Annotated in this window: 18 protein-coding genes; 7 read left to right on the forward strand and 11 right to left on the reverse strand. The window is 63.2% G+C overall.

All coding sequences use genetic code 11. The annotated features are described in order from the left end of the window. Nucleotides 1–272: 272 nt before the first annotated feature. Together AC3FKH_RS27650 and AC3FKH_RS27655 are read right to left on the reverse strand one after the other, a co-directional pair. A complete protein-coding gene (locus tag AC3FKH_RS27650; protein WP_488678903.1) occupies nucleotides 273–527 on the reverse strand; it encodes a DUF808 family protein in 255 nt (84 codons plus the stop codon). 2 nt (nucleotides 528–529) lie between these two features. Further along, on the reverse strand, nucleotides 530–748 hold the full coding sequence (locus AC3FKH_RS27655; RefSeq protein ID WP_284495030.1) for a hypothetical protein: 219 nt from the start codon (nucleotides 746–748) through the stop codon (nucleotides 530–532). 100 nt (nucleotides 749–848) lie between these two features. On the opposite strand from AC3FKH_RS27655, the gene AC3FKH_RS27660 reads away from it, so the two are divergent. From AC3FKH_RS27660 to AC3FKH_RS27675, 4 genes are all read left to right on the forward strand, one after another. After that, nucleotides 849–1613, forward strand: coding sequence for a DUF6884 domain-containing protein (locus AC3FKH_RS27660; RefSeq protein ID WP_488678904.1), 765 nt, complete (start codon nucleotides 849–851; stop codon nucleotides 1611–1613). After that, on the forward strand, nucleotides 1610–1942 hold the full coding sequence (locus tag AC3FKH_RS27665) for a hypothetical protein (protein ID WP_284495032.1): 333 nt from the start codon (nucleotides 1610–1612) through the stop codon (nucleotides 1940–1942). Before AC3FKH_RS27660 ends, AC3FKH_RS27665 begins: the two co-directional genes overlap by 4 nt. A gap of 89 nt (nucleotides 1943–2031) precedes the next feature. Continuing rightward, nucleotides 2032–2958: a tyrosine-type recombinase/integrase gene (locus tag AC3FKH_RS27670; protein WP_488678905.1), complete on the forward strand. Its 927-nt coding sequence runs from the start codon at nucleotides 2032–2034 to the stop codon at nucleotides 2956–2958. Between the two features lie 107 nt (nucleotides 2959–3065). After that, complete coding sequence (locus tag AC3FKH_RS27675; RefSeq protein WP_284495034.1) at nucleotides 3066–3491, forward strand: HU family DNA-binding protein; 426 nt, start codon at nucleotides 3066–3068, stop codon at nucleotides 3489–3491. 378 nt (nucleotides 3492–3869) lie between these two features. Here AC3FKH_RS27675 and AC3FKH_RS27680 read toward each other — a convergent pair whose 3' ends face one another. The 5 genes from AC3FKH_RS27680 to AC3FKH_RS27700 form a co-directional block, all read right to left on the reverse strand. Next, nucleotides 3870–6197: an AAA family ATPase gene (locus tag AC3FKH_RS27680; RefSeq protein WP_488678906.1), complete on the reverse strand. Its 2328-nt coding sequence runs from the start codon at nucleotides 6195–6197 to the stop codon at nucleotides 3870–3872. Next, nucleotides 6185–6697, reverse strand: a complete 513-nt coding sequence (locus AC3FKH_RS27685; protein WP_035868880.1) for a hypothetical protein — start codon at nucleotides 6695–6697, stop codon at nucleotides 6185–6187. The genes AC3FKH_RS27680 and AC3FKH_RS27685 overlap by 13 nt, the downstream gene beginning before the upstream one ends. 165 nt (nucleotides 6698–6862) lie before the next feature. Next, nucleotides 6863–8275 carry a metallophosphoesterase family protein gene (locus tag AC3FKH_RS27690; RefSeq protein WP_488678908.1) on the reverse strand — a complete coding sequence of 471 codons (1413 nt, stop codon included), beginning with the start codon at nucleotides 8273–8275 and terminating at the stop codon, nucleotides 6863–6865. Between the two features lie 106 nt (nucleotides 8276–8381). Then, nucleotides 8382–9674 (reverse strand): recombination directionality factor, encoded by a 1293-nt coding sequence (locus AC3FKH_RS27695; RefSeq protein WP_035868875.1) that lies wholly within the window; start codon nucleotides 9672–9674, stop codon nucleotides 8382–8384. Further along, entirely contained in the window at nucleotides 9623–10084 is a 462-nt protein-coding gene (locus AC3FKH_RS27700) for a DUF7696 family protein (RefSeq protein WP_434475900.1), read from the reverse strand. The genes AC3FKH_RS27695 and AC3FKH_RS27700 overlap by 52 nt, the downstream gene beginning before the upstream one ends. 492 nt (nucleotides 10085–10576) lie before the next feature. On the opposite strand from AC3FKH_RS27700, the gene AC3FKH_RS27705 reads away from it, so the two are divergent. The 3 genes from AC3FKH_RS27705 to AC3FKH_RS27715 are packed head-to-tail and all read left to right on the forward strand — an operon-like array spanning nucleotide 10577 to nucleotide 12189. After that, nucleotides 10577–11182: a hypothetical protein gene (locus tag AC3FKH_RS27705; RefSeq protein WP_051648701.1), complete on the forward strand. Its 606-nt coding sequence runs from the start codon at nucleotides 10577–10579 to the stop codon at nucleotides 11180–11182. 15 nt (nucleotides 11183–11197) lie between these two features. Further along, the gene (locus AC3FKH_RS27710) at nucleotides 11198–11773 is read left to right on the forward strand and encodes a hypothetical protein (RefSeq protein WP_488678909.1); all 576 of its coding nucleotides are present in this window, start codon (nucleotides 11198–11200) and stop codon (nucleotides 11771–11773) included. Between the two features lie 8 nt (nucleotides 11774–11781). Next, complete coding sequence (locus tag AC3FKH_RS27715) at nucleotides 11782–12189, forward strand: bactofilin family protein (protein ID WP_488678910.1); 408 nt, start codon at nucleotides 11782–11784, stop codon at nucleotides 12187–12189. Nucleotides 12190–12297: 108 nt separating this feature from the next. Here AC3FKH_RS27715 and AC3FKH_RS27720 read toward each other — a convergent pair whose 3' ends face one another. From AC3FKH_RS27720 to AC3FKH_RS27735, 4 genes are all read right to left on the reverse strand, one after another. Continuing rightward, nucleotides 12298–12681 (reverse strand): hypothetical protein, encoded by a 384-nt coding sequence (locus AC3FKH_RS27720; RefSeq protein ID WP_035868869.1) that lies wholly within the window; start codon nucleotides 12679–12681, stop codon nucleotides 12298–12300. 303 nt (nucleotides 12682–12984) lie between these two features. After that, a complete protein-coding gene (locus tag AC3FKH_RS27725) occupies nucleotides 12985–14151 on the reverse strand; it encodes a vWA domain-containing protein (protein WP_284495036.1) in 1167 nt (388 codons plus the stop codon). Nucleotides 14152–14158: 7 nt separating this feature from the next. After that, a complete protein-coding gene (locus AC3FKH_RS27730) occupies nucleotides 14159–15076 on the reverse strand; it encodes a hypothetical protein (protein WP_488678911.1) in 918 nt (305 codons plus the stop codon). A gap of 109 nt (nucleotides 15077–15185) precedes the next feature. Further along, nucleotides 15186–16211 (reverse strand): ATP-binding protein, encoded by a 1026-nt coding sequence (locus tag AC3FKH_RS27735; RefSeq protein WP_488678912.1) that lies wholly within the window; start codon nucleotides 16209–16211, stop codon nucleotides 15186–15188. Nucleotides 16212–16230: the final 19 nt, after the last annotated feature.

Below are 16230 nucleotides of genomic sequence, written 5' to 3' on the forward strand. Positions count from 1 at the left end.
TGAAATTATACTCGAGAGCCAGTACTTTTTTTTCGGGCGCGAAGGGTTCCGTTTTAGCGGGGTGTGTGCTGCATTTGCCTGTGCGGGGTTGTCGGCCTCGATGAAGTGGCACAACCGCCCTACCCTGTGGATGCCGAACCGCCTCTGGCCAGCTCGACTGCCTTACGGTTAAAGCCGGTTGAGCAGCCATCCCCAAACTGCGGTTCGGTGCGTCGCCGGGCGACCTAGTGCATACAACCCCGCCGAACGGCAGGGCTATCCTGCTACTCTGCCTAGCGCGCCGACGGCCGCAACGCTCGCATCCCGGCCTTCACCACGGTCACCGCCGCCAGCACCAGCGCACCGGCGACGACGCCGGCAATGCCGTCCAGCACCAACGGGGCCAGCACCGGCAGGACACCACCGATCGCCGGCACGCCAGCCGCCGCCTGTGCCGCCGCGTCCAGCACGTGGTGCATCGCCGGGATGCCGTGCATCAAGATGCCGCCGCCCACCAGGAACATCGCCGCCTTCCCGGCGAGCGACAAGGCTAGACGCCGACCGTCATGATGACCCTGAGCAGCGTCACCGTGCCAACAGCGGGGTTCCAGCCAGGCACGACATCGGCGCTGCGCACCGGTCCTGTCAGGCCTTCGGCCAGGGCATGCACCGGCAGGTTGCCGTGACCAGCTTCGCTTAGGCTCTGGAGGATATCGCGCAACTGGTCGACAGTCAGGAGAACAAGCCCCCAACACTTGAGGAAGCTCATGGATGGCCTTCCGCGCGGTCCAGCGCTACTTATGCGCGCGGTTGACTTGACTATGGCGGTGAGTCTGTAGAGTAAAAAGCATGCAACGCGACACCGTCCTATGCTCTCGACTACGCAACTTTCCCTGTTTCCCCTCGCGCCAACGCTCTGCAACGAGGCCGAACCGCCCCTGCTCTTGTTGGCCTGTTCCGGTTCGAAGCTCGATCGGAGCGCACGTGCCATCGATCTCTATCGGGGCGTCATGTACCAATCATACCGGACGCACCTGCGCAGCGATGCGGCGCCCCGCGTCCTGATTCTGTCCGCGCGACACGGCTTCCTGCATCCCGACACTGAAATCGCACCCTACGACCAGCGAATGACCCAGCAACGGGCCGACCAGATGATGGCGGACTTGTCGAGCTATCTGCGGCCCGCCGCCTGGCCAATGCGTGTCGGATCGGTGATGCTGGCCGGCGGCGCCGAGTACCGGCGCGTCATGCGCGCCGCGCTGGCGCGCCGATACGGCCCTGCCCTGCCTGTCCTGCAGGAAACCAGCGGTGGCATCGGTATGCAGCGATCGCAGCTCGGAGCCTTTCTTGACGGGCTGAAACCTGCATTCCGCGACCAGATCGGCCAGCATGCCAACGGCACACCGATCTTTCGCGCCTACGGACCGATCAAGGCCGACACAATCACCACCCTGCGCTACCGGGCCGCGCCCGCTCTCCCGGCCCGTCAAGCTCGCGTGCTCTCGGTCTTCAATGGGCCGGGCGGCCCCACGGCCGATGTCGAGGTGGAAGAGATTGTGCGTGGCCGCGCGAAAATCTGCCGCCGCTGGGTCAGCGTCGCGGATCTCCAGCCTTTCACCGGTGAGGCGGCATGAGTGATTTTTCTCGGCAGCTGCACCGGGATGCGGTTGAGTTGTGCCAAACCGGGCCAGCCACGCCCGACAAACTCGTCGCGCTTGCCCATGCCGGGCTGAAAGCATGGGCGAAGGTGGGCAATCTGCAGTTTCCGCCCGAAAAGCGGTATGCGCTGCTACTGGAGATCATGCGCTACTGCGTCGACGAATGCCTGCTCGCGTGCTGTTTCACGCAGGAGGATCGTTTGGAGCGGATCGCGGGCATGCTCGATGCCGCCTATCCCCGCTATGCCTGCACCCGCGCAAGGCTCGCCGCGCGCCGCAACCGTTATGGGCGGCCGCGGTTCTGACCTCTCGCCTGCAAGCCATATCCGCCGCATAGCGGCGGCAGGGGTGTGGGGTGGGTCCAATTCAGTATATAACAGCGAGTATGGCACAAATGGACTCACTCTGGCTCAGCAATCCCACCCTGGCCTACCGTGACTGGCAGGCGCGTGAGGCGGCTGGCGCTGATCGCCGCCCTTTCTCCGCGCGCTCGATCGTCCAGCACCAGGCGATGTTCGAGAACTTCCGACGACACCTGCTGGCGAGGAGCGCGACCGTTACCTCATTTGGCACCGCCGATATCGAGGCTTTCTTGCAGACGCGCGACGCCAAGTCGTACTCTCCGGCCACACGCATGCGGTACGTGAAGCTGCTGGAACGCCTGTGCCGGCATCTGGTCTTCGTCGGTGTGCGCCTGGACAACCCAGCCGCCCTGATGCTCTCCGCCGAGCGCTGGCCAGACCAAGAGCCCACACCCCAGTTCCTTGACGAGGCCGAGGACGCGCGGCTGCAGGCCAATCTTCAATCCCCTGCCGACGATCTGGCCGGCTTGCGTAGCCGGGCGATCGTCGCGATGTTTCTCGCAACGGGGATTACCGCGGCGGAAGCGCGAGCCGCGCGATTGGAGAACCTAGTCCCCGATGCAAACCCGCCCTATCTCTTCGTGACGGGACATGGGGCGCGGGACGCGCGCACTGTTCACCTGGCCGAATTCGCCGTACCGCTACTTCAGGCCTGGCAAACCCGCCGCGCAACGCTTCCCGTAAAAGGCGACCTGCTTTTTACCCTTACCCCGGATGGCCGCCCCATCACCGACATGAGCTTCGGCCGGATCGTGGCCGCCGCGCTGGAAGCGATAGAATTCGCCGGCGTCGAGCCAAGTCCCCGCACGCTGCGCAATACGTTTTGCCGGCGTCAGCTGCTCGCAGGCTGTACGCACGACGACGTGACCCGGATCTTAGGGCTTGCCAGCAATCGCACCTGCGACCGCATTGCCGCTACCATTTCGGCTGCCCGACGACGAAAAATCCTGAAATCATAGGGGTTTCAGCGCATCTCACTATTGCACTCGCGCTTGCTTTTGCTATTCTTCGCGGATGCGATGTACGCGATATCCCGCGCGCACGCGTTTCTTAATTAGGTACGACTATGGCCACGAAAGCATCCGCGAAGACTGCAACGAAGACCGCCGCAAAGAAGGCTGCCCCAGCAAAGAAAGCCGCTCCGGCTAAGAAGGCTGCCGCAGCCTCCCCGGTTGCCAAGCCGCTGAAGGACACGTTCAACAAGTCGAGCCTCCTCGCCCATCTGGTCGCCCAGACCGAACTGGACAAGAAGACCGTCCAGACCGTTCTGACTCACCTGGAAAACACCATGGTGAGCGCGATCCACAAGAAGGGCGCCGGTGAATTCACCTTCCCCGGCCTGTTCAAGGTCTCGGCGATCCAGGTCCCGGCCACGAAAAAGCGCTTCGGCAAGAATCCGTTCACGGGCCAGGACCAATGGTTTGCCGCCAAACCGGCCAGCGTGAAGGTGAAGGTTCGCGCGATGAAGAAGCTGAAGGACGCCGCAGCGTAATCACGACGATTCCCGCGAACAGAAAAAAACGCCCCGAAATCGCGATTTCGGGGCGTTTTTGCATGGAACATTGCCTGGACGGCGTAGCGACGCGCCGCCACGCCGACCGCCCGGCCGCCGGCAGGTCCTCGAAAGGCACCGCCCGCGAGCGCAACGCGTCGACTGGCCCGGCTCAAGTTTCGGAATCCGAGCGACAACCTCGTCGGCCAACACGTGCATGAGCGCAGCAGCTTTCGCCGGTTCGTCCGAGCCATCGAAGGTGGTACTTTCAACAACGATTACGACCATCAGACCCATGGCTGCTCCGGTTTTTGGTCAGAAGAAAAGGAAAAGCCGGTCCCTTTCGGAGCCGGCCATCGAATGAAATAGAGAAGGCGATTAGGCCCCGGCAGCAAGCGCCGTGACGTCGATCACGCCATCGGCTTCATCAACGAGCTCCGGCGTCTGGGAGATGAAGAATTCTCGCTCATATCCGCCAACCCGCAGCACTTCACGCTTCATCTTCATGAAGGCGCGCTTGCGCTCCAGGTCCAGCGGACCGTCCGCTTCGTCAGTGAACAGCGTCTGAAAGGACTGCTTCGCGTGTTGCGCCCGATACAGGGCGATACCACGCGTCAGGCACTCATTGATCCATACCTTCTGGCCGCCGCTGATCACGGAAAACTCCTTCGAGCTACCGTTATCGGCATCCAGCACCGCAATGGAGAATCCCTCCCGGGCTTCCCCGCTGGCCAGCGTCGTCTGGGTCTGGATCGCGATCGTGAATCGCGGCCCATAGCAGGCGAGCAGCAAGTCATTGACGATGCCGGTAATGGCCGGCCCCGCATCATCGATCGACAACGCGATCACGCCGTCGTTGCCAAGCCCCTTGCCGAGCAGCTTCCACTGCGCGATTTCGTCGGACAGGCGTTGCACCTGCGACTCAAGCGCCGGCAGACCACAAAGCTCTCGCTCGATGCGGTCACGGTCGGTGGCCAGCGCACTTTGACGGCGGATCAATGTTTCGATCTTGCCATCGGCCGCGCTGACCCCTTCCCGTACGCCCGCAATGTGGCGGTCGAGCTCAGCAATCAGCCCAGTCACGTCGGTCACGGCCAGCGCGTCAACCTCGCGCTGCACCGCAGCCAGCTGGGATTCAACATCCTGGAGATCCCGGACGAGCCGGTCCTTCCGTTCAGTTTCCTCCTGCGTCAGGGCTGCCAGGTCGCCCCGTGCCTTCCCAAGCGCAGCGGCGGCGGTGTCAAGCAACGGTCTCTGCGCCGCCAGAGCAGTCAGGCGTTGAAGCTCCTGATTGTCTCGCGCGATGTCTCGCTGCAGGGATGCCACCGCTTCACGAGCCGCTGGCAGGCGCTGCAATGCCGCGTCCATTGGCCTCAGGGCTTCCTGCTTATCCCTGTAGCTGGTACGCAGATTGGTCACCACGATAGCCTGGGCCTCGTACTGGCCTGTCGCCTCGCGGGCTTGCGCAAGCAACGGACACTGGCTGTGCATTGGGTGGCCGCTGCAAGGCACGGTATCCATGACATCGGTCTGGGCCTTGAGGGTCCGCGCCAGCTGTGCCGCCACCGAGCCGCGCTGCTCCATCCCGCGCAGCTCACTTATCAGCCCCGCATGCTGGGTCGCAAGGGATTCGACTTCGGCCAGCTCCCGCTGCCGTTCGGCAAGTTCTGCTTGCCGACGGCCATGGGCCATCTGCACGCCATCACGTTGCGCGCCGGCCGCGGTGATCGCCTCGGATTGAGCGACGGTTGCCTGGCTCGTCGCCAGGGTATCCTCAAGGTCCCGCTGCCGCGCAGTCGCCTTCGCAATCACCGTGCGATCGTCCATGGCAAGCTGCTGGCCACGTGCCGTCAACTCCCGCTTGCGCTGATGCAACTCGCGCAACCGGGCTTCGATTCCGGCCGATGCCGCCTGCTTGGCAGCCAGCGTGGCACGTTCCTGCTCCAGCTTGCTGCCTCGATTGAGCCGCTCCGTACGATGCGTCCGCTCAGCAGCAAGGGCCTGGTCGATCTCCTGAATCTCCCTGGTCATCGTTGCCACGGTGTCGCGCTTGCCGGACAGCGCAAGCACATCCCGCTGCAGCCCATCCAGAGCACGGCTCAGCGCCTTGGCCACGTCGCCCGCTTTCGCGGACAGCTCGCGCAGGTGATCGATCCCGAGCAGCTCGGCGAGCAGCTTCTTGATCTCGGCGGGCTGGTAGCTTGCCAGCGGCCGCCGGTTCTGCGCGGAAAACACGCTGGTGAAAAAGGCTTCGGCCGATCCGAGCACCGAGTCAAGACAGCGACCGTAGGTGTCGGCCTTGCCATCGGATACGGTACCGTCCGCCAGTTGCACCGGCTTCCAGTCGCCCGTCGCGTTCTTCTCGAACAGGTAGTACTCCGCCTTGCGGCTCTTGCCCGGGTTGCGAAACGCGAATGCCGACCGGTAAACCCTGCCACCGTGCTCCCATTCGAGGTCCTTCTCAGCGCGCGGGACACAGAGGTGGTCCCAGTACGAGAAAGCGTCGGCCGACATTTTCGTCGCGTGGCTCGGCATGAGCGGGTACGGATGCAGGTTGTCCATGATCGTGGTCTTGCCGGCGCCATTCGGCCCGACAATCGCAATCAGGCCAGCCGGCAGATCGGTCAGATCCACCGTAACGCTGTCCCGGTGCATGCCGTCGCGGATACCGTGGAAGCCGACGAGGGTCAGTTTCAATGGGCGCATTCAACGACCTCCGTGCCAAAGGAGTGGAGATAGTCAGACGGCAGCTCCATAGCGTCGCCATCAAACACTGGCATCTCGGCCACGGCCGGCACATCCTGCTCCGGCAGGCCAGTGATCGCGCGTTCAACCGAACGCACCGCCGCTGCAAACTGAACTCCGGCCATTCGCAGCAGCGCCTTCCAGTCGTCCAGGCCGGTCATGGCCCTGAGCTCCAATGCGCTCCACTGTCCGGCAAAGCCGTTCGAGAACGACCAGATAAGGTCTTGCAGCTCCTTGGACGGAGCCACGGAGTACCAGGTGTTGCCACCGTCGGCGGCGATCGCCATGACCAGTATGTGATCGCGCTTGGCAATCACAGCGCCGCGGCCGCGTCCGAACGGCTCATACATCATGCATTGCGTGAACTGGTGGTTCTCGCACAACCGCTTGGCCAGATCCGTACGGGTCATGGCACTTTCCTCAACATGCAGCCACTTCGGACCGGCGTGATAGAGAATCATGTTGCACTCCAGGGATTGGACGGAGCGCACCCCTGACGGGAAGCACCCGTCAGGGTAAATAGAAAGGAAATGGATACTGCTGGATAGATGCGTCAATGACGCGGGGTGAAACCGGGTTTCGACAGCCCTCACGGCTGTCGGAACATGGCTCGCACGTTCGGAGGGTTAGGCGGGTTGCCCCGCGAACAGGTCATCGGTGAGCCAGTCCATACTTGACTGGTCGGCCAGCGGCGCCGAGGCGAGAACCGCCAAGGAGTCCGGGCTCGGGTCGGAGCGTTCAACGCCGCTTGGTGTCCCTTCCGCTCGGGTAGGTCCTTCCGCACCAGCCTCACACAGTTTGGCCAGCACGCCGTCGGCGATCGACTGCGCCTCGAGCGTTTCCAGCATGGTCAAACGGTCCACCAACGGGGCAGTGTCAACGCCGGTCAGCTCACCCCAGCGGAAGAGCTTTTCCGGCAGGCTGGCGGCCCGGCTGATGCCTTCGGCGCGGCTACGCACGGCCGGCAAGACGCGCGCCTCGATCTTGACCTCGGCGCTTTTTCCGAACAGCGCAAGAACCGCGTCACGGTCGACCAGTTGACGATGCTCCTCGTTGACCGTCCAACGAATGCGCACGAACTTGTCAGCGGCTTCCATGGCAATGTCGGCAAGCCTTGCCATGTCCGGCGGGCCGTCGAAGTCCACACACACCGTCTCGCGTGCAGGCGTGGCCACCAACGAGGCCGTGGCATGTCCGGGGCTCACCTGCCACTGCAGGTATCCCTTCTCCCCGATCTCGCCATAGTGGAATCGCCCGATGGAGCCGGGATATGCCACTACCCTGCCCTCCCGCTCCCATTGCTGAGCGCGGTGGATATGGCCAAGCAGAAAGGCGTCACACTCGGCCTCGAACAGCGCGCCGATGGTGAACTCATGATCGAAGCCGGCCATGGGTACGCCGTGCTCGGTCTGGCAGCCATTCACCGTGCCGTGTGACACGCCGACCGTAGGCACGCCAAATGACCGCCATTGGCGGTTGATAGCCCCTGCCGCCGCTAGGTAATGGGCAAGATAGTCGCCCACCGCCGTCGCCGCATTGGCCACGCCGGCGGCAGCAGCCAGTACCGCCTTGTTGACGGTCGGCACGCAGGTGAAGACAACTTCGGGCATGCCGTGCTGGGGCAGCAACACGTCGATTTCAGCGGTCGAGAAAAGAGGCCCGTCCGACGGTACAAACTGCCCCGCGCACAGCGCTACCTGATGGATGCGATCGGCTACGTATACGGGATAGTGCACACCGATGAGTCGGAACAGGTCTAGCGTACCTGGGGGTTCATGACTATAAGTGCCCTGCAGGAGCAGGACGGGCATGTGGGCCGACAGCCGATGAATCCGGCGGGCCAGCGCGGACAACGCTGGCGTGTGCGCGTCAAGGCGATGATCGGTGGCGTCTCCCGACACGACCCCGACGTGGCAGGCCGACGCTATCGCATCGTCGACCGCGAAGCCAAAGCAGAGGTCTGCCTCGGCCAGATGGCTGGGCGAGTAATGCAGGTCTGAAAAATGACCCAGACGCAAACTTTCGTCTTCGTTGAGCATGGAACCTCCTATGGATAGGGAATGTGCCGGCGGAATAACCAGCGAAGCGAAAAGAAGCATGGACGCCATCGGGCGTCCATAAGTCGAGCCGGCACGCAGGCCAGGCTCAGGGAGAGATCTCGGCGGCGATAGCCTTGACCTGCTCGCGGTATGCGACCGGGTTGTTCGCCAATGCATTGCGCATGTCGTTCACCACCTGCCGAACCGCTTCGGGCCGCTTCGTCCACCCGGCGCCAAAGCTGTTCTGCAGAAATACGCGCAGATCCATGCGATCCTGCTCGTTGCCAAAGCCGAGGCGCCCGGCGAGTTCGTTGAACTCCGCGGCCAGGTCTTCTTCAGCCACGTGCTGGGCTTGCACATCGGGAAACGTGCGCCCTTCTTCTTGCAAAAGATCGCCTGAAGACTCACGCTGCTGTGACGTATCCGGTGTGCCCTCGAGCGCGGCGATCGCGTGTTGCGCGGCTTCGACATGCGAGAGTTCCGGCCGATCGGAGCCGTCGAGCAGCCCTGCCAAGTCAAGATCCGCATCGAGGGTGATGAGCCACTGCATCTGCCGCACCGGCTTGCCGGATTCGGGATCGATCCGGCTGATCTCGACCTCTTGTTTGCTCACAAAGAACTGGACCCCGACCAGACGCCCTCGCGCAAGCGCGACAGTCTGCATGGCCGCGTGCGCCTTCTGCAGGACGTAAATTGACGTTGTCGGCAATTCGATCAAGCCCAGGCCCCGAGTGCTTGGGACCGCGAACAAGAACGAGGCGGACAGATTGCAGAAGCCCTGTTGGTACTGCGGGCAGCTGTGTGGATCGCACCGGCCGTCCGGGATGGCCTCGTCCTGACGGAGGACGACTGGTCGACCACCCCACACGCGCTTCGCACGATTGGCTCGCGCATCGCGTTGCACCAGCGCGTAGGTCTTGCAGTAGCGCAAGCCGTCCGGTCCGTACTCCGAAAAGAACTGCCTGCCGCTGGCCGTGTAGGTCACCAGCTCATTTGGCATGTTGCGCAGCCAGTCATCGAAGGCGAACACCACGGGGAAGCGCCATAGCTTCAGGCCATTCCCATCGCCGCGGTCTTCGCCGTAGCGCTGCAGGATGTCGTCGGCCACGGCAGGATTCGCGAAGTCCGAGCCCCGGCAGGTAAACCAAGGCACGTTCTTCGGCACGAGGGCGTTGCGCAATTGGGTCTCGCGCTCGATCTGGATGCCGATCGACTCAAATGAATGCCCTTGGGCAAGCATCGCGTCGTGGATTCGCACCGCTTCAGGATTCTCCCGGGCCTTGCGGGTCAGGACTTTGATTCCCGGCCGGATCTTGCCGATGAGGGGCGGCCGCATGGGCCGCTCTTCTAGAAGGCTTCTCGGTCCGTCGAAGCCGCTGTAGGTGATGGGTGCATGCATGCGTTCTTTCTCCTTTCTGAGAGAAATCGAACGACGTTCGCCCGGATGGACGCACCATGCTCCCGTAGGCGCAAGGCTGTGTCTGCCCCGCGCTGGGTCGTTACGGTGGAAAGGAAGGCCGCACGAGCGGCTTCCGGAAGACTGGCGACGTGTGCCGCCTCACAAAGGTTTCGCCAGGCTGCCGGCATGTCCTTGTACATCGGACGCCGACGAACCAGCATTGCCGCGATGGCGGCGGAAATCTCGGAATCGTGGTGCATGGCATCTCCCCGAAACAGGCTTCTCACAAACAAAGAAAGCCCGCGTCCCGGGTGCGCCGGAAAGCGAGCTTTGTTCGTGAGACCTGCATGCCACGCCCCTTCCGGGGGCGTGGCACTCAGGGAGCAGCGCGCTACGTACGCGCCGCTCATGCTGAGGACGTAAAGTCGTCCTCGTGCAGCATGGTCACGCTGCACAACAACCCATTTCGCGAACCCACAGGTTCGGCCGCAGGTTCACGGATCGGCTCGACGTCAGCCGTTCTGCCTAGGAGGGGCCTGGAGAGAGACGCCACATGGTCCCAGGCTCGAACGGTGTCCAGCGTGCACTCATGAAGAGGCACAGCGAAAGACGCGTATTACGAGCTGATGAGGGAAGTGTTCGGCGAAAACACTTATCACAAGGAATATCCACACCGGTAGCCAGCCGGTCGGCGCGTGCGCAAATGGCACGACTTGAAGCAAAGGATGGACTCGCCAGGAGTCAGGGTCGATGCGTCAGTGACGCGAGGTGTGAGTGAATTGTGGCATATCAGCACCCGGAAATAAGTCAGAAAGCTCGCCAATTATGTGTCGCTTTCTCCGGGCATGTGTGCAGTATTTTGTCTCAGAATTCCTGCTGAGAGAGATCCCACCACATGAAACATGGCCGAACCTTCCCACCATCTGCCCGATGGCGAGCCGCGTCCGATACCGCTGATATCGTCGCGGGACGCGCCTTCTGACACCACCGCAGCCGACGCCGGACCCAAGCCCATCCGCCGGATGCTCAGCGAGGGACGCGTCGCCAAGATCGTTCCTCAAACGGACAGCGGCACAGAAGTGTCCTACTGCACCGACTTCGTACGGAACTTCCTGCGCAGCGACTACAACTACATCACGTCCAAATTCTCAGTGGCCAGCAAAGGCAAGATCCTCGCCCTGGACGAGGCCTTTCGGGCGGCGCAGGAATGGATGGACGCGAGGCTGCAGTGGATTGAGCGGCAGCCAAGGCGGCATCTCAGCCTCAGGTTCGACCAACGGCAGCTCGTGGTGACACACTCGCTAGCCGGACGGCTAATCCGGCTGCTTAACCAGCACGACAGGCTCTTTCACCGTGCGCTCGGGGCATACATGGCCCAGTCCATTACCGACACTGAGAAGGACGAAGCGATTGTTGGCGCCGCGAGACAAATCCGCGCGATCCACCGGCTTTGCATCCCCGACAACGACTGCTTCTCCCCCGACGGAAAGCTGATCGATCAAGCCTGATACACGAAAGACAGTATGGACATCAAGGAAATCGAACGCCTGCACGCGCACTACGCGGAACCGCCCGTCACGATCGAACTGGCCCGGCCCGGTGCCGTGAGCCTTAGCGCCTCCTTGGCGCTGCCCCCACCTCACACGCCGTCCGGCAACGAGCCGGTGCCCGTCTGGGCGCGGATCAAGCCGATCCATTGGCAGGGCCTTGGCATTGTGCTGATTGCCGTTCTCGCCTTCGGCGGCGGTCGATGGCTCGCGTCGGGCGAGACGCACAAGCGCCCCGAGTCGTCGACGGCAGCCGCTTTGCCAGCGGCCAATGCGCCAGCTGAAGATGGCGGCCACGGATGGCCCGCGTCGCAGCCGAGCGTCGCGCATCCAGCCGCTGCACCTGTCCCCTCACCCTCGGCTGCGCCGGCGGTCTCCGCGCCCGCGCCTGCGGCGAGCTCAGCAGTCGCTGCCGAGGCCCGGGCGAAGCCCCAAGCGCCCAAGCAGAACGTGGCTGCGCCGGCGCCCACCAGGCAGCAACAGGCCTCCCCCGCACAGACCGCGCAAGTAACCCCAGCATCCAGCCGCGGAAACGAGATCAAACTGTTCTGACTCCAGATATGACCCAGCAACGAACTTTCAGCTTGATTCAAGCGGGCCTCAGCATCCATGGGCACATGGCCTGCGATCACGGCGTCAGCTGTTTTGGCCTGGTCGACGGCGATTTGCGTTCGTCCCGAGGCTTGGTCCATATCGGTGCGGAAGGGCTGATTCGTGGCACCGTTGAAGGCGATCACGTGCTAATTGATGGCACCGTCGAGGGAGATGTGGCGGCCCGGATTTCCTTGCATATCAATGGTCGTGTGAAAGGCCGGATTTCCTATGCCGGTACCATCCGGCTTGGAACCTCTGCAGCCTTGGAGGGGAACATTTCGCGCGTTCCCACCCTCACCTATGGCGACGCTCTGGAGTCGACAATCGAAGCCACCGCGCCGACGACGGAGGCCGAGCCGGCGGCAAAAGTATGAGCATGCTCAAGGCAATTTTCCGGAAAGCTCGCACGTAAGCGTCGTCTTTCTCCCAAAACGGTAAAGAACAAGGGCCCGACACGCAGACGCGTCGGGCCCTTTCCTTTTTCATTCACTCAGTTCCCGCATGCTCACGATCTCTTCGATAGTAAAGAGATTTCGGACCGTGATCCACGGTCCTCGGCTGCCTCGCGCGTCAATGAAGGCCACAAGCGGCACGCAGCTGTCAATGATGCATTGAAATGTCCGACCGCCATGCACCGAGTCTTCGATCGCGTATTGCTTGCCGTGGCGCAGCTCGAACGCGACATTGCCTTGCGACAATCGCATGCCCACAATTGCAGATTGCACGGGCATTGCAACAATCGGGAGCCAGTCGTCAAACGGCGAGGAATGTCCGTTGTGGGCAACTGAAAACCACTCGTCGACACGCAGGGCGATGCCATGTCGCGGCAGGCGGTCGACGTCCGTCACTTGAAGCTGGGGTTCCAAAGCTCGCTCCTCGGCCTGCCGGCAACCCGCGCGCCGCCTTTGGCAATGGTCCAGCCGCTCACTGCGACTGGCACCTGCCGTTGTTTCGGCGACGCGAATAGTCCGACCACATACTTCGGATTGAACAATGCTTGCTGACATAGGAATCCAAAAAGAAGAGCCCCGGGCGCGCCGGGGCTGGCGCCTGCTACGACCACTTCGGTACCCACCATCGGCACGTTTGTGGCTCGCTTGAGGGTGACAGGAATTGACAGCTCAGTAGTGACTTCGTTCCAAGCGCCCCGGCCGGAGCCAGGGCTTAGGTCAAACGATCACCTCTACGCATTCACCGAAAGGAGGTGCGGCGATGCGGTCCAACGGCGTGACTGAAGCCCAGAGGGCTGGATAGGCCGGTGCCGCGGCAGGGAATGCCCCATACAGGTCCGTGAGGTAGACGAGGAAGGCGGGCTCGATTCCCTCCTGCTCCAGATATACGAATGGCGGTTTAAAGCTAGTTCCTCCCCCACCCTTCAACGGCCGGAGATCAACCACCTCGTCACGCTCGAAAACCTGGACCTGCGAGACCCGCGTATCGCAATCGATGACGATGAGCCGAGCCGGCTGCAGCTGTTGGTGCACCGCAATAATCTCCGCCGCAAACTGCCGCTGCGTCTCGTCGAAGACCGAGCCGCTGGAGTCGCGCACGAACACCGCGTCTCCCACCGCTTCGGAATGCAACGACGGCAGATAGAGGCCCAAATGGGCATAACGACGGTTGGGCACCTTCCAGCTGTAGTCCGACCGGGCCGCCTGGGCGGCGAAGCGGTGCAGCACCGCTCGCCAGTCAACAGACGGCCGAAGCGCGGCTTCCACCAGGTGCTCAAGGTCGCCAGGCAGCGCGCCGCGCATCTTGGCCGCTTTCGCAGCCTGATTCACGGCTACGCGCCATTCGCCCTCCACCGTCGGCCGGTCGGCGCCCGTGTATTGCCGGACCTCGCCACATCCTGTCGACAGTGGTGCTGGCTGCTGGCCACTGGCTTGCGGTGACGACCCAGTTCCCGAGCCGCCGCCCGCCGCGGCATCCGGCTGCTGCGACGATTCTTCCTGTCGCAGCATCGCGTAGATTTCCTCAGCCGACTTGCCCAGGTATCGCCCATCCAGCAAGACGCCCTGAGGCAGCTTGAACTGGGCGTTGAGCACCAGCGGGTTCACCGCGTAGTCACACGCGCGGTTCCACCGCTCCTGGTCCCGCGCGCCCATGCGCCAACAATGGCCATTGGCCACGTGGAGCACTTCGTGCGCGAGGACGCCCCGCAGCTCGAGGTCATCCAGGGACGTGACATACGCCGGGTTGTAGCCCAGGCGCACGCCATCGACCCACAGGCTCTCGCAGGCAGGATCCTCAACGAGGGCCAGGCGCAGGGCCAGCGCACCGAAGAACGGTTGCGATAGCACCAGCGCCGCGCGTTGCTTCACGATTCGCGCATGCATGGCAACCTCACGCAGCAAGCAATTGGAGCATGGGCATGTCGCTCCGCTCGCGCGTCATCGCCGGCTGCGTGCCGCCCATGAATGCGGCCATCTGCGCTTCGATTTCCATCGCGCGCTCAGCCACGTTCAGCCGCAGCAACGGGTCATCCTTGAGCTGCGCCCCGGTGTAGCAGGCAAGCTGATCCTGAGTCTTGGCGAGGATGGCCGCAAGCGCGGGGTCGTCCGAGAAGTTCAGCTTCGGCAGCAGCGCACTAAGCTCACGCAACTTGTCGGCCACGTCAAGCCGCACGTTGCCCTCCCCGTACAGGCGGTTGGCGAAGTGTTGCACGGCCTCATACAGACGGCCGACCAGGTCGTTGTTGGCCGTTTTCACAGCGCCCATGACTCGCGCGTCCATCTGATCGCGGAGGCCTTGTAGCACGTCGGGCGGCAGATCGATGCCGAACTGGCTAGCATCGGGGAAAGGCAGCACGGAGAAGCGGATACCGAACTTCTTGCGCAGCTCTGCCTCGGTCGGATAATCCGCCTCGTCGAAAAGACCGTTGAGCGCGACCCGTGCTTCTTCCTTCAGGCGTGGGTAGTCGGCCAGGAACTGCGCCGTGGCGCCGTCGAACTCGTCGCGCAGCGCACGCAGCATCTCCGCGACCTCCATGTAGACGGTCGTCGGCAGCAGACGCACGCCCAGCTGGTCGTAGTCCAGCGAGTGGCTATCGAATAGCGAGCGCGCACGATTGCCAATGGCGCAGACCTCCTTGTAGGACGTTGCACCGTCGGTCAGCAGCCGCTTGTTGAAGCGGCCGATGTCCTTGGCCTCGTGCTTGGCCTCTACCTCCTGCGTGGCACGGGTGTCGAAGCGACGCGCGCGCCAGACGGAGATGTTGAGGGTCGACAGCATGACGCGGGACGTCAGGTTGGTAATGTTCATGATGAATCCTCACAGGGATGTGCCGCAAAGTAGTAGCGACAGAAAATGAGGCCGACTCGGGTAGACCCGAGCCGGCCGGCAGATGTGTTGCTGTTGCAGAAAGGCGGCTTTACTGGCCGCGGATGTGAGCCCCGATCGGGCCGCCCTGCGCCACGATGAATGCAGGCGTGCTGGCGATCGACGCATCGCGCTCCACGGCGTCCCGCACAAGGAGTACGGCAAACTCGCCGAGCCCCGCTTCGTGGAGCCGGTTCGCATAGACCATCACGCGATCAAAGTTGTTCGCGTTGGCTAGGCGCGCGAGCGCCGTGGCAATGCCGTACTGCACCGCGACATCGGTCGGGATCGGTGCGGTGGCGGGCGCCGCAAGTACGCCATCCGGAGACGGCATCTGGCGGAAGAGGCGCTTGAACGAGACAAACTCCGTTGCAGCGCCCTCCCCGACTGCGCCGGCGAAGGCCACGTGCTCGAGTTCGGCAGGCACCACATTCGACAGCTTGCCGACCATCCCCCAGCTTCGGGGGCTGGGAAGGTTCTCGATTTCCCGAGTCCGGTCTTCGGACAGCAACAGATCGGGCTTGAAGCGCAAGAACGCGATCAGCTCCGGCGGCTGGTTCGTTGCCACCGCCCAGCGCGTCCAGTCTTCGACCGACGTCGTCAACTCCACGATGGTCGCGAAGCGTGACTTCAACGGGTCCAGGATGTTGGAGACGCCGGCGTTGTCGACGCGGCGGTTGGTCGCTGCAACGAAGGTGACATGCGGCGGCAAAGCATGCTCGCCGATCCGACGGGCCAGCAGCAGCTGCATCTTGGCCGCCTGGACGGCTGGCGCCGCCTGGCCCAGGTCGTCGATGAACCAGACCAGCGGACGCCGAGCACACAGCGCGCGCTCCAGATCCCCGAAGGGCAGGAACCGGGCGTGAGCGCCGTCGGACGACGGGAAGGGCAAGCCCTTCGAATCGGTCGGATCTTCGACCACGGGATGAGAGATGAGCAGCTCATGGCCAGCGTCCGCGGCGGCCTGGGCGACGAGATCGCTCTTGCCGATGCCAGGCGCACCCGTCACGAGGACGGGCAGCGTGGCCGGAATGCAAGCAGCAAGCAGCTTCTGCAGTTGGGAAGGACTGAGTTCCATGGGATTCCTTAGGGGGATC

Source organism: Cupriavidus sp. 21MJTG02-4 (genome assembly GCF_057798975.1).